This is a genomic window from Dyella sp. RRB7 (assembly GCF_022761115.1).
GTDB lineage: Bacteria > Pseudomonadota > Gammaproteobacteria > Xanthomonadales > Rhodanobacteraceae > Dyella.
The window spans coordinates 239,802-258,420 of record NZ_JAKWJS010000004.1; the positions used below are offsets into that span (position 1 = coordinate 239,802).

The 18,619-nt window shown below is 65.2% G+C and carries 18 protein-coding genes; 13 read left to right on the forward strand and 5 right to left on the reverse strand.

The window, feature by feature from the left end; translation table 11 throughout:
• Positions 1–119: 119 nt before the first annotated feature.
• Both MJ606_RS12195 and yidD read right to left on the reverse strand, forming a co-directional pair.
• Complete coding sequence (locus MJ606_RS12195; protein WP_243049786.1) at positions 120–1,457, reverse strand: dihydroorotase; 1,338 nt, start codon at positions 1,455–1,457, stop codon at positions 120–122.
• Entirely contained in the window at positions 1,447–1,707 is a 261-nt protein-coding gene (gene yidD / locus MJ606_RS12200) for a membrane protein insertion efficiency factor YidD (protein ID WP_243049787.1), read from the reverse strand. Before yidD ends, MJ606_RS12195 begins: the two co-directional genes overlap by 11 nt.
• Before the next feature lie 197 nt (positions 1,708–1,904).
• On the opposite strand from yidD, the gene dksA reads away from it, so the two are divergent.
• On the forward strand, positions 1,905–2,939 hold the full coding sequence (gene dksA, locus MJ606_RS12205; protein WP_243049788.1) for an RNA polymerase-binding protein DksA: 1,035 nt from the start codon (positions 1,905–1,907) through the stop codon (positions 2,937–2,939).
• A 65-nt stretch (positions 2,940–3,004) separates the two neighbouring features.
• Here the strand turns inward: dksA and MJ606_RS12210 are convergent, their stop codons facing one another.
• The gene (locus tag MJ606_RS12210) at positions 3,005–3,439 is read right to left on the reverse strand and encodes a SufE family protein (protein WP_243049789.1); all 435 of its coding nucleotides are present in this window, start codon (positions 3,437–3,439) and stop codon (positions 3,005–3,007) included.
• Positions 3,440–3,468: 29 nt separating this feature from the next.
• Positions 3,469–4,857, reverse strand: a complete 1,389-nt coding sequence (gene cysS / locus MJ606_RS12215) for a cysteine--tRNA ligase (RefSeq protein WP_243049790.1) — start codon at positions 4,855–4,857, stop codon at positions 3,469–3,471.
• A gap of 252 nt (positions 4,858–5,109) precedes the next feature.
• Between cysS and MJ606_RS12220 the strand changes: the two genes are divergently transcribed.
• The 12 genes from MJ606_RS12220 (at position 5,110) to MJ606_RS12275 (ending at position 17,998) form a co-directional block, all read left to right on the forward strand.
• Positions 5,110–5,670 carry a glycine zipper 2TM domain-containing protein gene (locus MJ606_RS12220; RefSeq protein ID WP_243049791.1) on the forward strand — a complete coding sequence of 187 codons (561 nt, stop codon included), beginning with the start codon at positions 5,110–5,112 and terminating at the stop codon, positions 5,668–5,670.
• Between the two features lie 359 nt (positions 5,671–6,029).
• A complete protein-coding gene (locus MJ606_RS12225) occupies positions 6,030–7,037 on the forward strand; it encodes an N-acetylornithine carbamoyltransferase (RefSeq protein ID WP_243049792.1) in 1,008 nt (335 codons plus the stop codon).
• 8 nt (positions 7,038–7,045) lie between these two features.
• On the forward strand, positions 7,046–7,672 hold the full coding sequence (locus MJ606_RS12230; protein ID WP_243049793.1) for an FMN-binding negative transcriptional regulator: 627 nt from the start codon (positions 7,046–7,048) through the stop codon (positions 7,670–7,672).
• Positions 7,669–8,148 (forward strand): OsmC family protein, encoded by a 480-nt coding sequence (locus tag MJ606_RS12235; protein WP_243049794.1) that lies wholly within the window; start codon positions 7,669–7,671, stop codon positions 8,146–8,148. Before MJ606_RS12230 ends, MJ606_RS12235 begins: the two co-directional genes overlap by 4 nt.
• 40 nt (positions 8,149–8,188) lie before the next feature.
• Positions 8,189–9,382, forward strand: coding sequence for an argininosuccinate synthase (locus MJ606_RS12240; protein WP_243049795.1), 1,194 nt, complete (start codon positions 8,189–8,191; stop codon positions 9,380–9,382).
• Positions 9,383–9,515: 133 nt separating this feature from the next.
• Positions 9,516–10,610 carry an acetylornithine deacetylase gene (locus MJ606_RS12245; protein WP_243049796.1) on the forward strand — a complete coding sequence of 365 codons (1,095 nt, stop codon included), beginning with the start codon at positions 9,516–9,518 and terminating at the stop codon, positions 10,608–10,610.
• Between the two features lie 6 nt (positions 10,611–10,616).
• On the forward strand, positions 10,617–11,933 hold the full coding sequence (locus tag MJ606_RS12250; RefSeq protein ID WP_343214817.1) for an acetylglutamate kinase: 1,317 nt from the start codon (positions 10,617–10,619) through the stop codon (positions 11,931–11,933).
• Positions 11,934–11,937: 4 nt separating this feature from the next.
• Complete coding sequence (gene argC, locus MJ606_RS12255; RefSeq protein ID WP_243049797.1) at positions 11,938–12,894, forward strand: N-acetyl-gamma-glutamyl-phosphate reductase; 957 nt, start codon at positions 11,938–11,940, stop codon at positions 12,892–12,894.
• A gap of 72 nt (positions 12,895–12,966) precedes the next feature.
• A complete protein-coding gene (gene argH / locus MJ606_RS12260) occupies positions 12,967–14,262 on the forward strand; it encodes an argininosuccinate lyase (protein ID WP_243049798.1) in 1,296 nt (431 codons plus the stop codon).
• A gap of 125 nt (positions 14,263–14,387) precedes the next feature.
• Positions 14,388–15,563: a glutamate 5-kinase gene (proB, locus tag MJ606_RS12265; protein WP_243049799.1), complete on the forward strand. Its 1,176-nt coding sequence runs from the start codon at positions 14,388–14,390 to the stop codon at positions 15,561–15,563.
• Entirely contained in the window at positions 15,560–16,828 is a 1,269-nt protein-coding gene (locus tag MJ606_RS12270) for a glutamate-5-semialdehyde dehydrogenase (RefSeq protein ID WP_243049800.1), read from the forward strand. The genes proB and MJ606_RS12270 overlap by 4 nt, the downstream gene beginning before the upstream one ends.
• A gap of 81 nt (positions 16,829–16,909) precedes the next feature.
• Positions 16,910–17,998 carry an acyltransferase gene (locus MJ606_RS12275; RefSeq protein WP_243049801.1) on the forward strand — a complete coding sequence of 363 codons (1,089 nt, stop codon included), beginning with the start codon at positions 16,910–16,912 and terminating at the stop codon, positions 17,996–17,998.
• Positions 17,999–18,046: 48 nt separating this feature from the next.
• Here MJ606_RS12275 and MJ606_RS12280 read toward each other — a convergent pair whose 3' ends face one another.
• A complete protein-coding gene (locus MJ606_RS12280; protein ID WP_243049802.1) occupies positions 18,047–18,547 on the reverse strand; it encodes a nuclear transport factor 2 family protein in 501 nt (166 codons plus the stop codon).
• Between the last annotated feature and the right edge of the window lie 72 nt (positions 18,548–18,619).

The following is an 18,619-nucleotide window of genomic DNA, read 5'->3' on the forward strand; positions in this document are numbered from 1 at the left end:
CGCTTATAGACGAGCAAGGAGGTTCTCGGCCAGCGGCAGTGAGTCTTTAGCAGTGTGTTGGCCTGCGTCATGCAGATGCAGGCCAACAGATCAGCGCATGGCGATTCCCGCTAGCGGACTCAGCGTACGAAGGCCAGCCGCTGCCCGCGTACGCCCTGATCGATCGCCGCACCGTCCCATACGCGCTGGCCATTGACGAAGGTGGCGGCAATCGAGCTGTTGAAGGTATAGCCCTCGAACGGCGACCAGGCGCACTTGGACAGCACTTCCTCGCGACGCACGGTATGCGGCTTGTTGGGATCGACCAACACCAGGTCGGCCGCATAGCCCTCGCGCAGGAAGCCGCGTTCCTTGACGTCAAACAGGGTGGCCGGCGCATGCGTGACGGCTTCCACCACGCGTTCCAGCGTCAGCTTGCCTTCGAACACGCGCTGCAACGCCGCCTGCAGTGCGAACTGCACCAGTGGCAGGCCGCTGGGCGCTTTGTCGTACAGCTGGGCCTTTTCTTCCAGCAGATGCGGGGCATGGTCGGTGGCCAGCACGTCGATGCGGCCTTCGGCCAGTGCCTGGGTGATCGCCTCGCGGTCCGCAGCGGTCTTGATCGCCGGGTTGCACTTGATCAGGAAGCCGAGGCGCTCATAGTCGCGGTCGTCGAAATGCAGGAAGTGCACGCAGGTTTCGGCGGTGATGCGCTTGCCCTTGACGGGCCCGGGCTGGAACAGCGCCAGCTCATCGGCCGTGGAGATATGCAGCACGTGCAGGCGGCTGTTGTGGCGCTTAGCCAGTTCGATCGCCAGGCGCGTGGATTTGATGCAAGCCTCGCGCGAGCGGATCAGCGGATGTTCCCAGGCCGGAATGGCGTCGCCGTACTTCGCATGGGCCTTGGCCAGGTTTGCATCGATCATCGGCGTGTCTTCACAATGCGTGATGATCGGCGTGGGCGCTTCACGGAAGATGCCGTCGAGCACGTCCGGGTTGTCCACCAGCATGTTGCCGGTGGAGGCGCCCATGAACACCTTGATGCCTGGCGCAGCGTGCGGATCCAGGCTGCGGATGGCTTCCAGGTTGTCGTTGCTGGCGCCCATGTAGAACGCGTAGTTCACCGCTGAGGTTTCCGCCGCGCGGGCGTACTTGGCTTCCAGGGTCTCGCGATCCAGCGCGGGCGGCTTGGTGTTGGGCATCTCCATAAAACTGGTGATGCCGCCGGCGGCACAGGCCCGGGATTCGTGGGCGATGTCGGCCTTCTGGGTAAGGCCCGGTTCACGGAAGTGAACCTGGTCGTCGATCATGCCGGGGAACAGCCACAGACCGCTCGCGTCGACCACCTGCTCGCCCGGACGGGCGTCGATGTCGCCCGCGATGGTGTCGATGCGCCCCTGCTTCACGCGCACATCGGCATGGAAACGGCGGCCTTCGTTGACCAGTTCGGCGTTCTTGATCAGCCAATCAGTGGACATGATTTTCTCCAGGGGTACGGCAACGGCGGAAAGTGAACTGCTCGGGCACGGGGTCTTCCCCTCCCTCGCACAACGGCTGGCAGCGCAGCAGGCGCCAGCCCGCCAGCAAGCCTCCCCGCATGGGACCGAAGCGCACGACGGCAATCCGTGCATAATCGGAACAGCTGGGATGGAAGCGGCAGCGCTGACCCAGCAGGGGGCTTAGCCAGCGCTTGTAGAAGCCAAGCAGTAGAAGTATGAGTCGGGTCACGACGGATTGACGCTGCCGAAACAGCTTGCGGCATGTAGTGTTGCAAGTATTCCAGAAGCACGGTTGCCGGTGTAAGGCACATGGGCTATAACACCCGGCCGCCAAGGCCAAAATGGTGAAGGGAAATGGCGAAAACGACGCGTAGTGCGACAGCCACCAAGCCGCAGAAAGGAAAGCCTGCCGGCAAGGTGAAAGACGTGAAGGCTAGCAAGAAGGCAGGTGGCGCCAAGGCTGCCGCGCCCAGGCCGGCGGCCAAGTCGGCTCCGGCCAAGAAGCCGGCGGCCAAGAAAGCCGCGGTCAAAAAGGCTGTGGCGAAGAAGCCGGTGGCCAAAAAGGTAGCGGCCAAGGCCCCTGCCAAGCGCGTCGTTGCGAAAAAAACCGCCCCGAAGCCGCCGGCCAAGAAAGCCGCGCCGCCCAAGAAACCCACGGTCAGTAAGGCGGCAGTGAGGAAAGTGGCCAAGCCCACCACCAAGGTGGTGGCGCCCGCCAAGAAACAACCACCCAAGGTCGTTGCCAAGCCGGTGTCCGCACCGGTGAAGACGGCCAAGGCAGCACCGGCCGCGCCGGTTGCCAAGGCAGCGCCCGCCAAGCCCACCGCGGCCAAGCAGGCGGCGCCGGCACCCGCGACGAAGGCCGTGCCGGTGACCACCGGGCAGGTCAAGCACGCTCCCTTGCCGCTTACGGGTAAAGTAGCCAGTGCCACCGCTCGTCATACCACTCCCAAAAAGCAGATAGCCCAGCAGTCCTCGATGAACAATCCTGCAACTCTCGATAACGGCATCACCCGCGAAGACGGCCGCTACGCGCTGCCTTCCACCACCACGATCGACCTGCCCAAGGGTTACCGTCCCTCGAACGACGAGGAGTACATGAACCCCAAGCACCTGGCCTACTTCCGCAACAAGCTGCGCGAATGGCGCGATCAGCTGGTGGAAGAGTCGCGCCAGACCATGGAAAACCTGCGTGACGAAGTGCGCGATGTGGGCGACGAAGCCGAGCGCGCCACTCGCGAAACCGAGAACTCGCTTGAACTGCGCACGCGCGACCGCTACCGCAAGCTGATTTCCAAGATCGACAAGGCCCTGCGCCGGATCGAGGAAGGCCGCTACGGTTACTGCGAGGAGACCGACGAGGAAATCGGCATCGATCGCCTCGACGCCCGTCCGATCGCCACGCTGTCGCTGGACGCGCAGGAGCGTCGCGAACATCTGCAGAAGCAGATGGGCGACTGAGCAACGCGCTCATGGATGCAAGGCCAAAGCCCCGCCAGCGTGCGGGGCTTTGTTTTTCATGGCTTTTAGCCGGCCAGCGTGGCTGCGGCGTATGCCTTGAGCTTGGCCAGCATGGCCGCCAGGCCGTTCGAGCGCGTGGGCGACAGGTGCTTGGCCAGTCCGATGGCTTCGATGAAGCGCGGCTCGGTGGCCACGATCTCGCGGGCGGAGCGGTCCGAATACACCCGCAGCACCAGGGCGATCAGGCCCGAGACGATGGCCGAGTCGCTGGCCGCCTGGAAATGCAGCCGCTCCGCGTTGCCGCTGGGTACCAGCCAGACCATCGACTGGCAGCCGTGGACGCGGTGATCCTCGGTCTTCAGTGCCTCGGGGAAGGGCGGCAGCTGCTTGCCCAGGTCGATCAGGTACTGGTATCGCTCGGTCCAGTCACCAAAGAAGGCAAACTCGTCGACGATGTCCTGTTGCGCCTGTTCGGCGCTGGATGTGGCAATGGCATTCATGGGCGCATTATCGCGCGTTTTGCCGGGCGTCACCCTTTCACCACGCTCCAGCGCGTGCCCTGTGCACCGTCTTCGATGGCAATGCCCATTGCGGTCAGCTCTTCGCGGATCGCGTCGGCGCGCTTGAAGTCGCGGGCCGCGCGGGCGGCGCGGCGTTCTTCCAGCAGCGCCTCGATGCGCGCCTCGTCGACTTCCGAGGCGTCACCGGCCTGCTTGAACCAGCTTTCGGGATCCTGCTGCAGCAGGCCGAGCAGGGCGCCGGCGCCCAGCAGGGCCGCCTTGGCCTCGCGCCGGGCATCGTCGCCAACCGCCTGGCGGGCGGCGTCGGCCAGCTGGGACAGCTCGGCCAGGGCCTGCGGCGTGTTGAGGTCGTCGCACAGCGCGGCCTCGACCGTGGCCGGTATCGGCAGATGGCCGGTGTCGACTTCGATATCGACCAGGTCGCGTAGCACCCGATACCAGCCATCCAGCGTGCTGATGGCCTGCGCGACGGCGCTTTCCGACCAGTCCAGCGGCTGGCGGTAATGGCCGCGCAACAGCAGCAGGCGCAAGGCTTCCGGCGGATGCTGCTTGAGCAGCTCGTGCACCAGCATCACGTTGCCCAGCGACTTGGACATCTTGCGCCCGCTGAAGGTCAGCATGCCGTTGTGCATCCAGCAGCGCGCAAACACCTTGCCGCCGTGGGCGCAGGTGGATTGAGCGATCTCGTTCTCGTGATGCGGGAACTGCAGGTCGACGCCGCCGGCATGAATGTCGATGGTGTCGCCCAGGTGGGCTTCGCTCATCGCCGAGCATTCGATGTGCCAGCCCGGCCGGCCTCGGCCCCAGGGGCTGTCCCAGCCGGGCAGGTCAGGCGTGGAGGGCTTCCACAGCACGAAGTCGCCGGGGCTTTTCTTATACGGGGCGATTTCCACGCGGGCGCCGGCCAGCAGCTCTTCCGGGTCGCGGCCCGAAAGCGCGCCATAGGCCGGAAAGGAATCCACCTCGAACAGCACATGGCCTTCAGCCGCATAGGCATGCCCACCGGCGATGAGCCGCTCGATCATCGTGATGATCTGCGGGATATGCGCGGTGGCATGCGGCTCCACGTCCGGCGGGGCGATGCCCAGCGCGGCCATGTCCTCGCGATAGGCCTGGGTATAGCGGCCGGTGATGCTTTCGATGCCCACCCCCAGCTGCTGGGCCGCGGCGTTGATCTTGTCATCGACGTCGGTGATGTTGCGGGCGTACACCACGTGCGGGTAATGGCGGCGCAGCAGGCGCGCCAGCACGTCGAACACCACCGGGCCACGCGCATTGCCGATGTGCACGTAGTTGTAGACCGTCGGTCCGCACAGGTACATCGTCACCCGGTTGGGATCGAGTGGCGTGAACGTTTCAACGCGGCGCGTCAGGCTGTTGTGGAGCGAAATCGGCATCGGCAAGAGGTCCGGGCGGTGGGAGCAGGCGCGGCTAGGCGCAGGCCGGTCGCGCATCTTAACAAGCCCGGCGCCTTGCCGCAGGCCATGCCGCCCCGGGGCAGCCCGCCCCAGGGAGGGCGAGCGGATGAACCGCGGCCGCCGGGGCGCGGGCTTTAGTGGAAGTTCTAAGCGTCGATTCAGAGTGAATTTGTTGCAATGGATGGTATGAGGCGCATAGATGCGCCCCAATCGCCCCTTGCGGAGGTCGCAATGACCAAATTGTTGTTCCCCGCGTTGGTGCTAGCCCTGATGGCGACCAGCGTGTTTGCGCAGGATGCGCGGTACCCGAACCAGAATCCGAGCCCGAACCAAAACCAGAACGACGACAACACCCATTACGGCTGGGCGGACGTGCTGCGCGTGGACCCCGTCTACGGCGTGGCGCGCACCGAAGTGCCCCGGCAGGAGTGCTACGACCAGCAGGTGGTGCGCAGCGCGCCGCCGCAGGGCAGCGCCGCCGGCACCATCCTGGGCGCGGTGGTGGGCGGTGTGCTGGGCAGCACGATCGGGCATGGCGACGGCCGTACCGCCGCCACGGTGGCCGGCGCGGTGGCCGGTGGCGCGGTGGGCAACAGCGTGTCGGCCAGTGGCGGTGGCGAATACCAGACCACCGAGACCCACTGCCGCCAGGTAGCCGCCGTCAGCGAGCAGCGCCGCATCATGGGTTATGACGTGGAATACCGTTATCGGGGCGAGGTGTACCTGTCGCGGCTCAGCTACGACCCGGGCGAACGCCTGCGGATCCGGGTGAGCGTCTCACCGGCCGATTGACCCCCTTGAACCGCCGCCTTCGGGCGGCGGTCTGCTTTCGGGGCCCCGTTGCTTGTTGCGCGGCAGCGAGAATCCCGTCATGATGCGCGTTCAACCACCCGGAACACCCATGTCCGCAGCCGTCTATACCGCCACCGTACTCACCAGCGCCCGCATGGCCGCTGGCATGACGTCGCGTGCGCGCCGACCGCTGGTCCGACATTCGGCCGGGTAGGCTGTCGCACGCGTTTCATGTGTATCGACGACAAAACCCGGCCTGCAGCCGGGTTTTTTTGTTTCCGGATTTTGATTTGATGCGGGATGGCCCGCCCAGAGCACCGGCCCCAGGGCCGAACGATTCGACAAAGGCATTGAACCTCATGACGCTTCGCCACTTTCTGACCACCCAGGACTACAGCCGCGCCGAGATCGACGCGCTGCTCGAACAGGCCGCCGCCTTCAAGCGCTCCCCGCGCGGCCAGCAGCTGGCCGGCAAGTCGGTGGCGCTGATGTTCTTCAATCCCTCCATGCGCACCCGCACCAGCTTCGAGCTGGGTGCGTTCCACCTGGGCGGTCATGCCATCGTGCTGGCGCCGGGCAAGGATGCGTGGCCGATCGAGTTCGAGGTGGGCACGGTGATGGATGGCGATACCGAGGAGCACATTGCCGAAGTGGCGCGCGTGCTGTCGCGCTATGTGGACCTGATCGCCGTGCGTGCCTTCCCGAAGTTCCAGGATTGGGCCGTCGATCGCCAGGACAACGTGATCAAGGCCTTCGCCAAATACGCCACGGTGCCGGTGATCAACATGGAGACCATCACCCATCCATGCCAGGAGCTGGCCCACGCGCTGGCGCTGAAGGAGCACCTGGGCAGCCTGCAGAACAAGAAGTACGTGCTCACCTGGACCTACCACCCCAAGCCGCTGAATACCGCCGTGGCCAATTCCGCGCTGCTGATCGCCACCAAGATGGGCATGGATGTGACCCTGCTGTGTCCCACGCCCGACTACGTGCTGGACGAGCGCTACATGGCGTTCGGCTACCAGAACGCGAAGGAGAACGGCGGTTCGCTCAAGGTCAGCCACGACATCGAGGAAGCCTACCGCGGCGCCGATGTGGTCTATGCCAAGAGCTGGGGCGCGCTGCCGTTCTTCGGCCGCTGGGAGCAGGAGAAGCCGATCCGCGAGGCCAACAAGCATTTCATCGTGGACGAGGCGAAGATGGCGCTGACCAACCACGGCCTGTTCAGCCACTGCCTGCCGTTGCGCCGCAATGTGAAGGCCACCGATGCGGTGATGGATTCGCCGGCCTGCATCGCCATCGACGAAGCCGAGAACCGCCTGCACGTGCAAAAGGCGGTGATGGCCTCGCTGATCGGCCAGGGCTGAGCCCTTCCATGTACCTGCCCGCGCCCTTCAGGGAAACGCGCAGCGACATGCTGCATGCGCTGATGCGCGCGTATCCCTTCGCCACCCTGGTCATCCAGGGGGAGGGTGGCCTGTCCGCCAATCATCTGCCGCTGGAACTGGCGGGCGAGACGGCGCTGCACGGTCATGTGGCGCGCGGCAACGAGCTTGCCGGCGCCGACGGAGCCGAGGTGCTGGTGATCTTCCGTGGGCCCGAGGGCTATGTGAGCCCGAACTGGTATCCGAGCAAGCATGAGACGGGGCGCGAGGTTCCCACCTGGAACTACGCCGTGGCGCATGTGCATGGGCGCCTGCGGGTGATCGAGGATGCCGACTGGCTGCGCCAGTTGCTGGAGCGTCTCACCGATCGCCATGAGGCCAATCAGCCCAGGCCCTGGCATGTGTCGGATGCACCGGCGGATCACACGCAAAAACTGCTGCGCGCCATCGTCGGGCTGGAGATCACCATCGACCGCATCGAAGGCAAGTTCAAGCTGAGCCAGAACCATCCGGCTGCGAATCGCGCCGGTGTCATCGATGGCCTGCGCCAGCGTGATGCGCGTGGCGACGCGGCGCTGGCCGATCTCATGTCGTTGATAGAGGAGCGCAGGCCGTGAGCAACGGACATCCGCATCACTACCAAGTGGACGTGACCTGGACCGGCAATCGCGGCAGCGGCACCAGCGGCTATCGGGACTATGGCCGCGAGCATGAGATTCGCGTCGCCGGCAAGCCCACGCTGGCGGGTTCGTCCGATCCTACCTTCCGCGGCGATGCCAGCAAGCACAACCCGGAGGACATGCTGGTGACCGCACTGTCCACCTGCCACATGCTGTCCTACCTGCATCAAGCCGTGCTGGCGGGCATGGTGGTGACCGCTTACGTCGATAGCGCCGAAGGCAGCATGGAAACCGACGCGCACGGCGGCCGTTTCACCGAGGTGGTGTTGCGCCCGGTGGTGACCATCAGCGCCACCAGCGACCCGGCCAAGGCCGAGGCCGCCCACGAGCCGGCGCACCATGCCTGTTTCATCGCCAATTCCGTGAATTTTCCGGTGCGCTGCGAACCGCGCATCGTCGTTGAATCCGCCTGACATTCCTTCCGTTTAGCCTTCCATCCAGGATCTGCAAGCCATGAGCAAAGATATCGTTCTCGCCTTCTCCGGTGGCCTCGACACCAGCTTCTGCGTGCCTTATCTCAAGGAGCGCGGCTGGGCCGTGCATACCGTGTTCGCCGATACCGGCGGCGTCGATGCCGAGGAGCGCGCCTATATCGAGCAGCGCGCCAAGGAGCTGGGCGTGGCCAGCCATGTCACCGTCGACGGTGGCCCGGCCATCTGGGAAGGCTTCGTCAAGCCGTTCGTGCAGGCTGGCGAGGCGTATCAGGGCCAGTACCCGCTGCTGGTGTCCGACCGTTACCTGATCGTGGATGCCGCCATCGCGCGCGCCAAGGAACTGGGTACCAAGGCCATCGCGCATGGCTGTACCGGCATGGGCAACGACCAGGTGCGTTTCGACCTGGCGGTGAAGGCGCTGGGTGACTACGACATCGTGGCGCCGATCCGCGAGATCCAGAAGGAGCATACCCAGACGCGCGCCTACGAGCAGGCCTATCTGGAGGAGCGTGGCTTCGAGGTGCGCGCCAAGCAGAAGAGCTACACCATCAACGAGAACCTGCTGGGCGTGACGCTGTCCGGCGGCGAGATCGACCATTGGAAGACCCCGGGCGAGGGCGCACGTGGCTGGTGCAAGCCGCGCGCCGAATGGCCGTCCGAAAAACTGTCGGTGACGATCGGCTTCGAGCAGGGTGAAGCCGTGTCGCTCAACGGCGAAAAGCTGCCGGGCGCCAAGCTGCTGGCCAAGCTCAACGAGCTGTTCGCGCCCTATGGCGTGGGCCGTGGCATGTACACCGGTGACACCACCATCGGCCTGAAGGGCCGCATCGTGTACGAAGCCCCGGGCCTGGTTTCGTTGCTCGCCGCGCATCGCGCGCTGGAAGAGGCCGTACTGACCAAGCAGCAGAACCGCTTCAAGCCGGAGGTGGCGCGCAAGTGGGTGGAAGTGGTGTACGAGGGTTTCTACCACGATCCGATCAAGACCGACCTGGAAGCCTATCTCGCCTCCAGCCAGCGTTGCGTCAACGGCGAAGTGGTGCTGGAGACCTCCGGCGCCCAGGTCACCGCGGTGGAGGTGCGTTCGCCACATATCCTCAATGCGAAGGGTGCAACCTATGCCCAGTCGGCCGATTGGGGCGTGGCCGAGGCCGAGGGCTTCATCAAGCTGTTCGGCATGAGCAGCACGTTGTGGGCCGAGGTCAATCGCAGCTGATCTTTGCGCGTCATCCCTGCGCATGCAGGGATCCAGCGTCTTTCGCGGCGACGTGCAAAGACACTGGATTCCCGCCTTCGCGGGAATGACGTGCTGGTAAACCTTGAAGCGATAACCACACAAGACGGATCGCATGAACGCACTACTGGACGACACTCTCCGACACCTGCGCGCGCTGGTCAGCTATGACACGCGCAATCCGCCGCGCGAGATCGGCACCGGCGGCATCTTCGACTACCTGCGCGACAACCTGCCGGGTTTCAATATCCGCGTCACCGACTATGGCGCGGGCGCCGTGACCTTGTACGCGGTGCGTGGCCAGCCCAAGGTACTGTTCAACGTGCACCTGGACACGGTGCCCGATTCGCCGCACTGGAGCGCTGATCCGCACACGCTGCGTGTGACCGGGGATCGCGCGATCGGCCTGGGGGCCTGCGACATCAAGGGGGCGGCCGCGGCCTTGGTGTCGGTGGCCAATGTCACCCAAGGTGACATGGCGTTGCTGCTGTCCACCGATGAGGAAGCGAACGACCCCCGTTGCATCGCGGGCTTTCTCAAGGACAAGCCCGTCTATGACGCCATCATCGTCGCCGAGCCGACCAAGGGTGAAGCAGTATTGGCGCATCGTGGCATCCATTCGGTGCAGATGCGTTTCAAGGGCAGCGCCGGGCATGCCTCGGGCGAGTTGAAGCCGACGGACAGTGCCCTGCACCAGGCCATGCGCTGGGGCAACGCCGCGCTCGATTTCGTCGACAAGCAGGCGCACGAGCGCTTTGGTGGTCTTACCGGCCTGCGCTTCAATATCGGCAAGGTGGAAGGCGGCATCAAGGCCAACATGATCGCGCCCACGGCGGATATCCGCTTCGGCTTCCGTCCGCTGCCCACCATGAAGCCGGAGTGGCTGCTGGAGACGTTCCGTACCCTCGTCGAGCCATTGCCGGTGGAGTACGCCGAGCTGTTCCGCGGTGACTCGCTGCCTGCGGGCGATACCGCCACGGCGGAATCGCGCCGGCTTGCGGCGCGCGACCTCGCCGACGAGTTGAACATTCCCATTGGCAACGCCGTGGATTTCTGGACCGAGGCCGCGTTGTTCTCCGCCGCCGGCTATATCAGTTTTGTCTATGGCCCCGGCGACATCGCGCAGGCGCATACCGCCGACGAATGGGTCGCGCTGGACCAACTGCAGCATTACGCCGAAACCATCTACCGCATCATCGACAAGAGTTAAGTCATCGTGGAAGCCCACAAGCACACCCGGAAAACCATCGTGCGCCTGCTTTCGAGCATGGGCAGCGCGAAGGAGATCCAGCAATACCTCAAGCGCTTTTCCCAGCTCGACGCCAAGCGTTTCGCCGTGGTCAAGGTCGGTGGCGCAGTGCTGCGCGACGACCTGCCGGCGCTCACCTCGTCGCTCACCTTCCTGCAGCAGGTGGGTCTTACGCCGATCGTGTTGCACGGCGCCGGCCCGCAGCTGGATGAGGAGCTGGCGGCCGCCGGCATCGAGAAGCAGACCGTCAACGGCCTGCGCGTGACCACGCCCAAGGCGCTGGCGATCGTGCGCAAGGTGTTCCAGCAGCAGAACCTGCGCCTGGTCGAGGCGCTGCAGACCATGGATACGCGTGCCACCTCGGTACCGTCCGGTGTCTTTACCTCTACCTATCTGGATCGCGACACCTACGGCCTGGTCGGCAAGGTCAGCCACATCAACCTGGCACCGATCGAGGCGAGCCTGCGTGCCGGCTCCATTCCGGTGATCGCCAGCCTGGGCGAGACGGAAGAAGGGCAGATCCTCAACGTCAATGCCGACTTCGCCGCCAACGAACTGGTGCGTGTGCTGCAGCCGTACAAGATCGTGTTCCTCACCGGTACCGGCGGGCTGCTGGACGACCAAGGCAAGATCATCGACTCGATCAACCTCAGCACCGAGTTCGAGCACCTGATGGCGCAGCCGTGGATCAATGGCGGCATGCGTTTGAAGATCGAGCAGATCGCCGATTTGCTGGCCGACCTGCCGTTGACGTCGTCGGTGTCGATCACCAAGCCGTCCGAACTGGCCAAGGAGCTGTTCACCCACAAGGGTTCGGGCACGCTGGTGCGTCGCGGCGAGAAGGTGCGGCGTTTCGAGTCGTGGGACGGCATCGACCTGGCGCGCATGCGCGAGCTGATCGAGTCGAGCTTCGGCCGCGCGCTGGTGCCCGATTACTTCGAGCGCACCCGGCCGTTCCGCATCTACGTGAGCGAGAACTATCGCACCGCGATGATCCTCACCATGGAAGACGGCCTGCCGTATCTGGACAAGTTCGCGGTGCTGGATGATGCCCAGGGCGAAGGCCTGGGGCGCGCCGTGTGGCAGGTGATGCGAGAGGAAAATCCGCAGCTGTTCTGGCGTTCGCGCCACGGCAACTCGGTCAACCATTTCTATTACGCCGAATCGGATGGTTGCCTCAAGCAGCCGCGCTGGAAAGTGTTCTGGTACGGCATCGACGACTTCGACACGATTGCCCGTTGCGTCGCGCACTGCGCCACGCGGCAACCGACCCTGGTGGACTAAGGCCATGAGCATAGCCAAGCAACGCATCGGCATCGTGGGCGCGCGCGGCCACACCGGCGCCGAACTGATCCGCCTGGTGGCGTCCCATCCGGCGCTGGAGCTGGCCTTCGTATCCTCGCGCGAGCTGGATGGCCAGCGCGTGGCCGATCACGTGGACGGCTTTAGCGGTGAACTGCGTTACGTGAACCTCGACCCCGCCGCGGTGGCGGCGCAGGGCGCGGACGTGGTGGTGCTGGCGCTGCCCAATGGCAAGGCGGCGCCCTACGTGGAGGCGATCGACCAGGCCAAGCCCGAGACGCTCATCGTCGACCTGTCCGCCGATTATCGTTTCGACGAGCGCTGGTATTACGGCCTGCCCGAGCTGACCCGCCAGCGCTGGCGCGGCGAGAAGCGCATCAGCAACCCGGGCTGCTACGCCACGGCCATCCAGCTTTCCATCGCGCCGCTGAAGGATCTGCTGGCGGCGCCGCCGGTAAGCTTCGGTGTGTCCGGCTATTCCGGCGCGGGTACCACGCCCTCGGATCGTAACGACCCCGAGAAGCTGCGCGACAACCTGATGCCGTACTCATTGACCGGCCATATGCACGAGAAGGAAGCCAGCCGCCATCTCGGCCTGCCGGTGGAGTTCATGCCGCATGTAGCGCCGCATTTCCGTGGGCTTACCGTCACCACCAACCTCTACCTGGCGCGCCCGGTCAAGCGCGATGACATCGTGGCGCGCTTCCAGGGCGCCTACGCAGGCGAGAAGTTGGTGCGCGTGCTGGACGAGGCGCCGTGGGTCAGCCAGATCGCCAACAAGCACCACGTGGAGATCGGCGGCTTTGCCGTCTCGACCGATGGCAAGCGCGTGGTGGTGGTGGCGACGCTGGACAACCTGCTCAAGGGGGCGGCGACCCAGGCCATGCAGAACATCAACCGGGCGATCGGCATGGACGAATACACCGCCATCCCGCTCACTTGACCGTCATCCCGGCCTTCGCGGGGATGACGGTCAAAAGACTTGCGCACCATTCCATTTGCAGGACACAACCCCATGACCCAGCCGCTGTGGCAGAAATCCAACATCAAGATCGACGCCCGCATCATGAAGTTTCTTGCCGGCGACGACGTGCTGCTCGACCGCGAGTTCTTCCTGCACGACATCACCGCCAGCAAGGCGCATGTGGAAGGGCTGGCCCATATTGGCGTGGTCAGCGCCGATGAGGCGGCTGCGCTGAAGCGCGAGCTCGACGTGCTGGCCCAGGATTTCCAGGCCGGCAAGTTCGTGCTCGACGAGCGTTACGAGGACGGCCATTCGGCCATCGAGGCACGCCTGACCGAGCGCCTAGGCGATGCCGGCCGTCGCGTGCACACCGGCCGCAGTCGCAATGACCAGATCCTGGTGGCGACCCGCCTGTGGCTGAAGGACCAACTGGCGGCGCTGGAGCACCATTGCCGCGCCATTGCGGCCGTCTGCCTCGATCGCGCCGCCCAGCCGGCTATCCCGCTGCCGGGCTATACCCATCTGCAGCGTGCGGTGGTGTCTTCCACGGCCATGTGGTTCGCCGGTTTCGCCGAGGGCTTTATCGACAACGCTCTACGTGCACGGCAGACCGTTGCGTTGATCGACGCCAATCCGCTGGGCACGGCTGCCGGCTACGGCGTCAATCTCAAGCTCGACCGCGAGCACACCACCGCGGCATTGGGGTTTGCGCGCATGCAGATCTCGCCGATCTATGCCCAGTTGTCGCGCGGCAAATTCGAAATGGCGGTGCTGGAAGCCATTGCCGGTGCGCTGCTGGATGTGCGCCGGCTGGCCTGGGACTTGTCGCTGTTCACCACGGCCGAGTTCGACTTCGTGAAGTTGCCGTCCGAATACACCACCGGCAGCTCCATCATGCCGAACAAGCGCAATCCGGATGTAGTCGAGTTGCTGCGTGCCAGCTACGCCAGCGTGGCGGCCGCGCGCACCGAGATCGAGCAGTTGCTGTCACTGCCGTCGGGTTATCAGCGCGACCTGCAGTTCTCCAAGGGCTCGCTGTTCCACGGTTGCCGTCATGGCCTGGCCGCGCTGGAACTGGTGCCCGACCTGTTGGCGCGCATGGCGTGGAACGAGCCGGCCATGCGCGCGGCGATCGAGCCGGCCATGTACGCCACCGACGTGGCGATCGAGCAGGCGGCGGCCGGCGTGCCGTTCCGCGATGCCTATCGTGCCGCGGCGGATGCGGCGGCTTCCGCTGGCGCGGGCCGCACGCCCGAAGCCAGCCTGGCGGCGCGCGTCTCGCCCGGTTCGGGGCATGACCTGCGCCTGGATGAGTTGCGCGCCAGACTCAGCCAGCTGGATGGCTGAACGGTGAAAGGCGTGGGAGCCATCAGTGCGGGAAATGCCAAACATGGCCGTTGGGGTCAAGGTAGCGGCGTTCGCATGATGGTTGTCTCCACGCCCTATATGGCCAGACCGTTGGATGTGACTGCATGAGCGCCGGCGTGTCGTCACGCGCACTGCAAGCGCAGGCGCTGCCCGCCTGGCGGCGGGCTGTGCTGAAGGTCGGCAGCAGCCTGCTGGCGGCCGATGGCGGCGGCTTGACCACCCGCTATGCCCAGGCGCTTGCCGGCTTTATCGCGGCCAGTCGCGCGGCGGGGCGGCAGGTGGTGCTGGTGTCGTCGGGTGCGGTGGCCGCCGGCCGCGCGCTGCTGAGGCAGCATGTGCCAGCAGGCGGCGACCTGGCGGCGCGCCAGGCGCTGGCGGCGCTGGGCCAGGCGCCGATGATCGCGTTGTGGCAGTCGCTCAGTCCCGGTCCGGTCGCGCAGGTGCTGTTGACGCATGACGACCTGCGCAACCGCCGACGCTATCTCAATGCGCGCGCCACGCTGCGCGAGCTGCTAGCCCTCGATGTGCTGCCGGTGGTGAACGAAAACGACACGGTGGCGGTAGACGAACTCAAGCTGGGCGACAACGATAACCTGGCTGCCATCGTGGCGGCGCTGGTGGACGCGGACGTGTTGTTGATCGCCTCCGATATCGATGCCTTGTACAGCGCCGATCCCCGGCGCGATCCGCTCGCCACGCCGATAGCCAACGTAGAGACATTGACCGCCGACGTGCTGGCGATGGCCGGTGGCAGCGGCAGCGCCGTGGGCACCGGCGGCATGCGTACCAAGCTGGAGGCGGCGATCAAGGCGGCGGCGGCCGGCATTCCCACCGCGTTGTTCAGTGGCCGCGAGGCCGCCACCGTCGATGCGCTTGCGCAGGGTGTCCTGCGCGGCACGCTGGTAGCGGCGGGGCGAAGCCGCATGCAGGCGCGCAAGTACTGGCTGCGCCATGCGCCAGCTGCCGGCGGTTGCATCCGTGTGGATGCCGGCGCGGTGCGTGCGCTGGCCGGCGGCCGCGCTTCGTTGCTGCCCGGTGGCATGGTCGAGATCCATGGCGACTTCCATCGCGGCGACCTGGTGGAGATTGTCGACGTCGACGGCATGCCGGTGGCGCGCGGCCTTTGCCAGTACGGCGCCGGCGAGGCACGACGGCTGGTCGGGCGGCACAGCCGCGAGATCGAGCAAGCACTCGGCTACAGCTACGGGGCCGAGGTGGTGCACCGTGACGACCTGGTCACCTTGGGCGACAGCGAGACGGCGGGAGAGGTCAACGCATGAGCGACATTCATTCACTGGCGCTCGCCTGTCGTGATGCGGCGCCGCGCATCGCCTCCCTCGACACGGCTGGCAAGCGCCAATTGTTGAACGACATGGCAGCCGCGCTGGAAAGGCATGTCGAGGCCATCCTTGCCGCCAATGCGCGTGACATGCAGCTGGCTGCCGACAAAGGCGTGCAGGGCGCGATGCTCGATCGCCTGCGCCTCGATGCGGCGCGAGTTTCGGGCGTCGCCCAGGCCTTGCGTCAGGTGGCCGAACTACCCGACCCCGTAGGCGTGGTCACTCGCCGCGAGACAATGCCCAATGGCATCGCGGTAGAGCGCGTGCGCATTCCGCTGGGAGTGGTGGCGATGATCTACGAGGCACGCCCCAACGTCACGGCCGATGCCGCGGCGCTGTGCCTCAAGGCGGGCAATGCAGTGATCCTGCGCGGCGGCTCGGAGGCCATTCATTCCAATACGGCCATTGCCGCGGCGTTGCACGAGGCATTGCGCGCGCATGGCCTGCCGGAGGCGGCGGTCACGCTGGTCGAAGACTTGCGGCGCGAGAGCATGGTCGAGCTGCTGCAGCTCACCGACGTCATCGACCTGGCCATTCCGCGCGGCGGTGAAGGCCTGATCCGCTTCGTCACCGAACACGCGCGCGTACCGGTGATCAAGCACTACAAGGGGGTGTGCCACCTTTACGTGGACCGCGAGGCGGACCTGGCGCTCGCGCTCAACCTGCTGATCGATGGCAAGACCTCGCGTCCGGGCGTGTGCAACGCACTGGAAACCCTGCTGGTGCATCAGGATGTCGCTGCGGATTTTCTGCCCCAGGCGGCGCAGGCGTTGCTGGCGCGTGGCGTGGAATGGCGCGGCGACGAGCGCACGCGTGCATTGGTGCCGCAGGCCAAGGCCGCCAGTGAAGATGACTACGCCGCCGAGTTCCTCGACCTGATTCTTGCGGCCCGCGTGGTGGCTGACATGGACGCTGCGATCGCCCATATCCGCCGCTACGGCTCGGATCACACCGAAGTCATCGCGACCCGGGACGCTGCCGCCGCGCAACGCTTCGTGCAGTCGCTGCGCTCGGCCGTGGTGATGGTCAACGCCTCCTCGCGGTTTTCCGATGGCGGCGAGCTGGGGCTGGGCGCCGAGATCGGCATCTCCACCACGCGCCTGCATGCCTATGGCCCGATGGGGGCGGAGTCGCTCACCATCGAGCGCTATGTGGTGCGCGGAGAGGGGCAGGTACGGCACGCCACCAGTCTGGGCCAGCAGTAGGAAAGCACCGGTCATGGGGATTTGACTTCCATCGGGCCTATGCCCGATAACGCTGGGATGGTCCAGGGGCAATCCGGATATATGGCGTCGCGGCATACGGCAAACAATTTCGATTTCGTTCGTCTTGCTGCGGCGGCGATGGTGCTTTGTTCGCACCAGTATGCGCTGCTCTTCAGGCCAGAGCCGCGCCCTTTCGGGCTGTTTACGCTGGGTACGCTCGGCGTACTGATATTTTTCTCGGTCAGCGGCTATCTCGTCGCGCAGAGCTGGGACCGCGATCCGCATGCGTGGCGTTTCGCCGCGAGACGCTTCCTGCGCATCTGGCCTGGCCTGGCCGTTGTGGTGATGCTGACGGTGTTTTGCGTGGGGCCGGTTTTTTCCCGGCTGTCCCTGGGCGAGTACTTCCGGTCGGAGATGACGTGGAAATACCTGCTGCAGCTATGCCTTCGGGTCGAGCTTTATTTGCCGGGCGTGTTCGAGAGCAATCCCTGGCATGTAGTCAATGGCTCGCTCTGGACCATACCCATCGAGGTGAAGTGGTACGCCATCCTGATCGTTGCCTGCGTTTGCGGACTGTTGCTCAGGCGCGCCCGCTACGTGTTGCTGGCCGGTGTGTTGCTGTATGCCATCTACATCTTTGGGGTGTTCGACGTGCAGCACAATCCGCTCGCGAACTTTCCGCTGCCCGCTTTCGGATGCGAGTACGGCTGCTTTTTCTGTTACGGCGTGCTGCTGCAACGCTGGCGGCAGGTATGGGAACGGCATCCCCTCCTGACGCTGGCATGCCTGACCCTGCTTGCAGCTGCACTGGTTGTGTTGGATCGCCAATACGCCGCGGTCTATGTGCTGCTGCCCTTCGTGGTCATCGGCTTCGGTAGCCTTTCCACGCCCCTGCTCAGGGAGGCTGGCCGTTACGGCGATGTGTCCTACGGCATTTATATCTACGCCTATATGGTCCAGCAGGCGGTCATTGCCGTTATCGGCATACGCCACGCGTATGCGCTGTCGTTGTCCGTTTCGATGGCGATCACGCTGGCCTGTGCCTTCGCCTCATGGCGTCTGGTCGAACGACCTGCGCTTGACCTCAAGCGCTACCTGAGAACTCCCATCCGCATCGACGAAGGGAAGCGCGAGTCCGGGAACGTGCAGGCCGTGGCGTCCTCGCCATGAGGGGGCCGCAGTCACGATGGTGACGCGGCACTTCGGTTCGCCGCTGGCCTATTTGCCTTGCGTGCTGGCAACCTCACGGTGGTCATAGCTGATCACTCGCGTCATTTCCCACTTGCCGTCCTGGTAGCGCCAGATGTTGAGGAACTTGCCCACGCCTTCGCACTTGTCGGTGCTGATCTGGCAGAAGCGATGCGTGCCCACTTCCATCGCGCCATAGCCCTTGATCGGATACACCTCGAGCGTGCCGACCAGCTCGCGTCGCACCTTGTTGCAGATGTACTGGCGAGTGGCATTCACCACGGCGTCGCGTGAGTTCATCAGTCCGGCCTTGTCGTGGAAAAACTCCACGTCGGTGCTGAAGTAGTCGCCGAAGGTCTTCAGGTCACAGTGGTTGTAGGCGTCGAACACCTTGGTGTCGAGGGCGGTGATGGTGAGCACCAGCTCATCGCCGGTGGGGATGGTGTCCTCAGGCGTTGCGGCCCGGGCCATGGAGATCGCCAGCAGCGGCGTGATCATCAGGGCCAGTCGTTGCAGGGTGGACGTGTGCATGGCTGTTCCTTGTCTGGGGTGTCGCGGAAATTGGCAGCAAGCGGCGTGCCAGCAGCCTGGATTCGGCCAGAC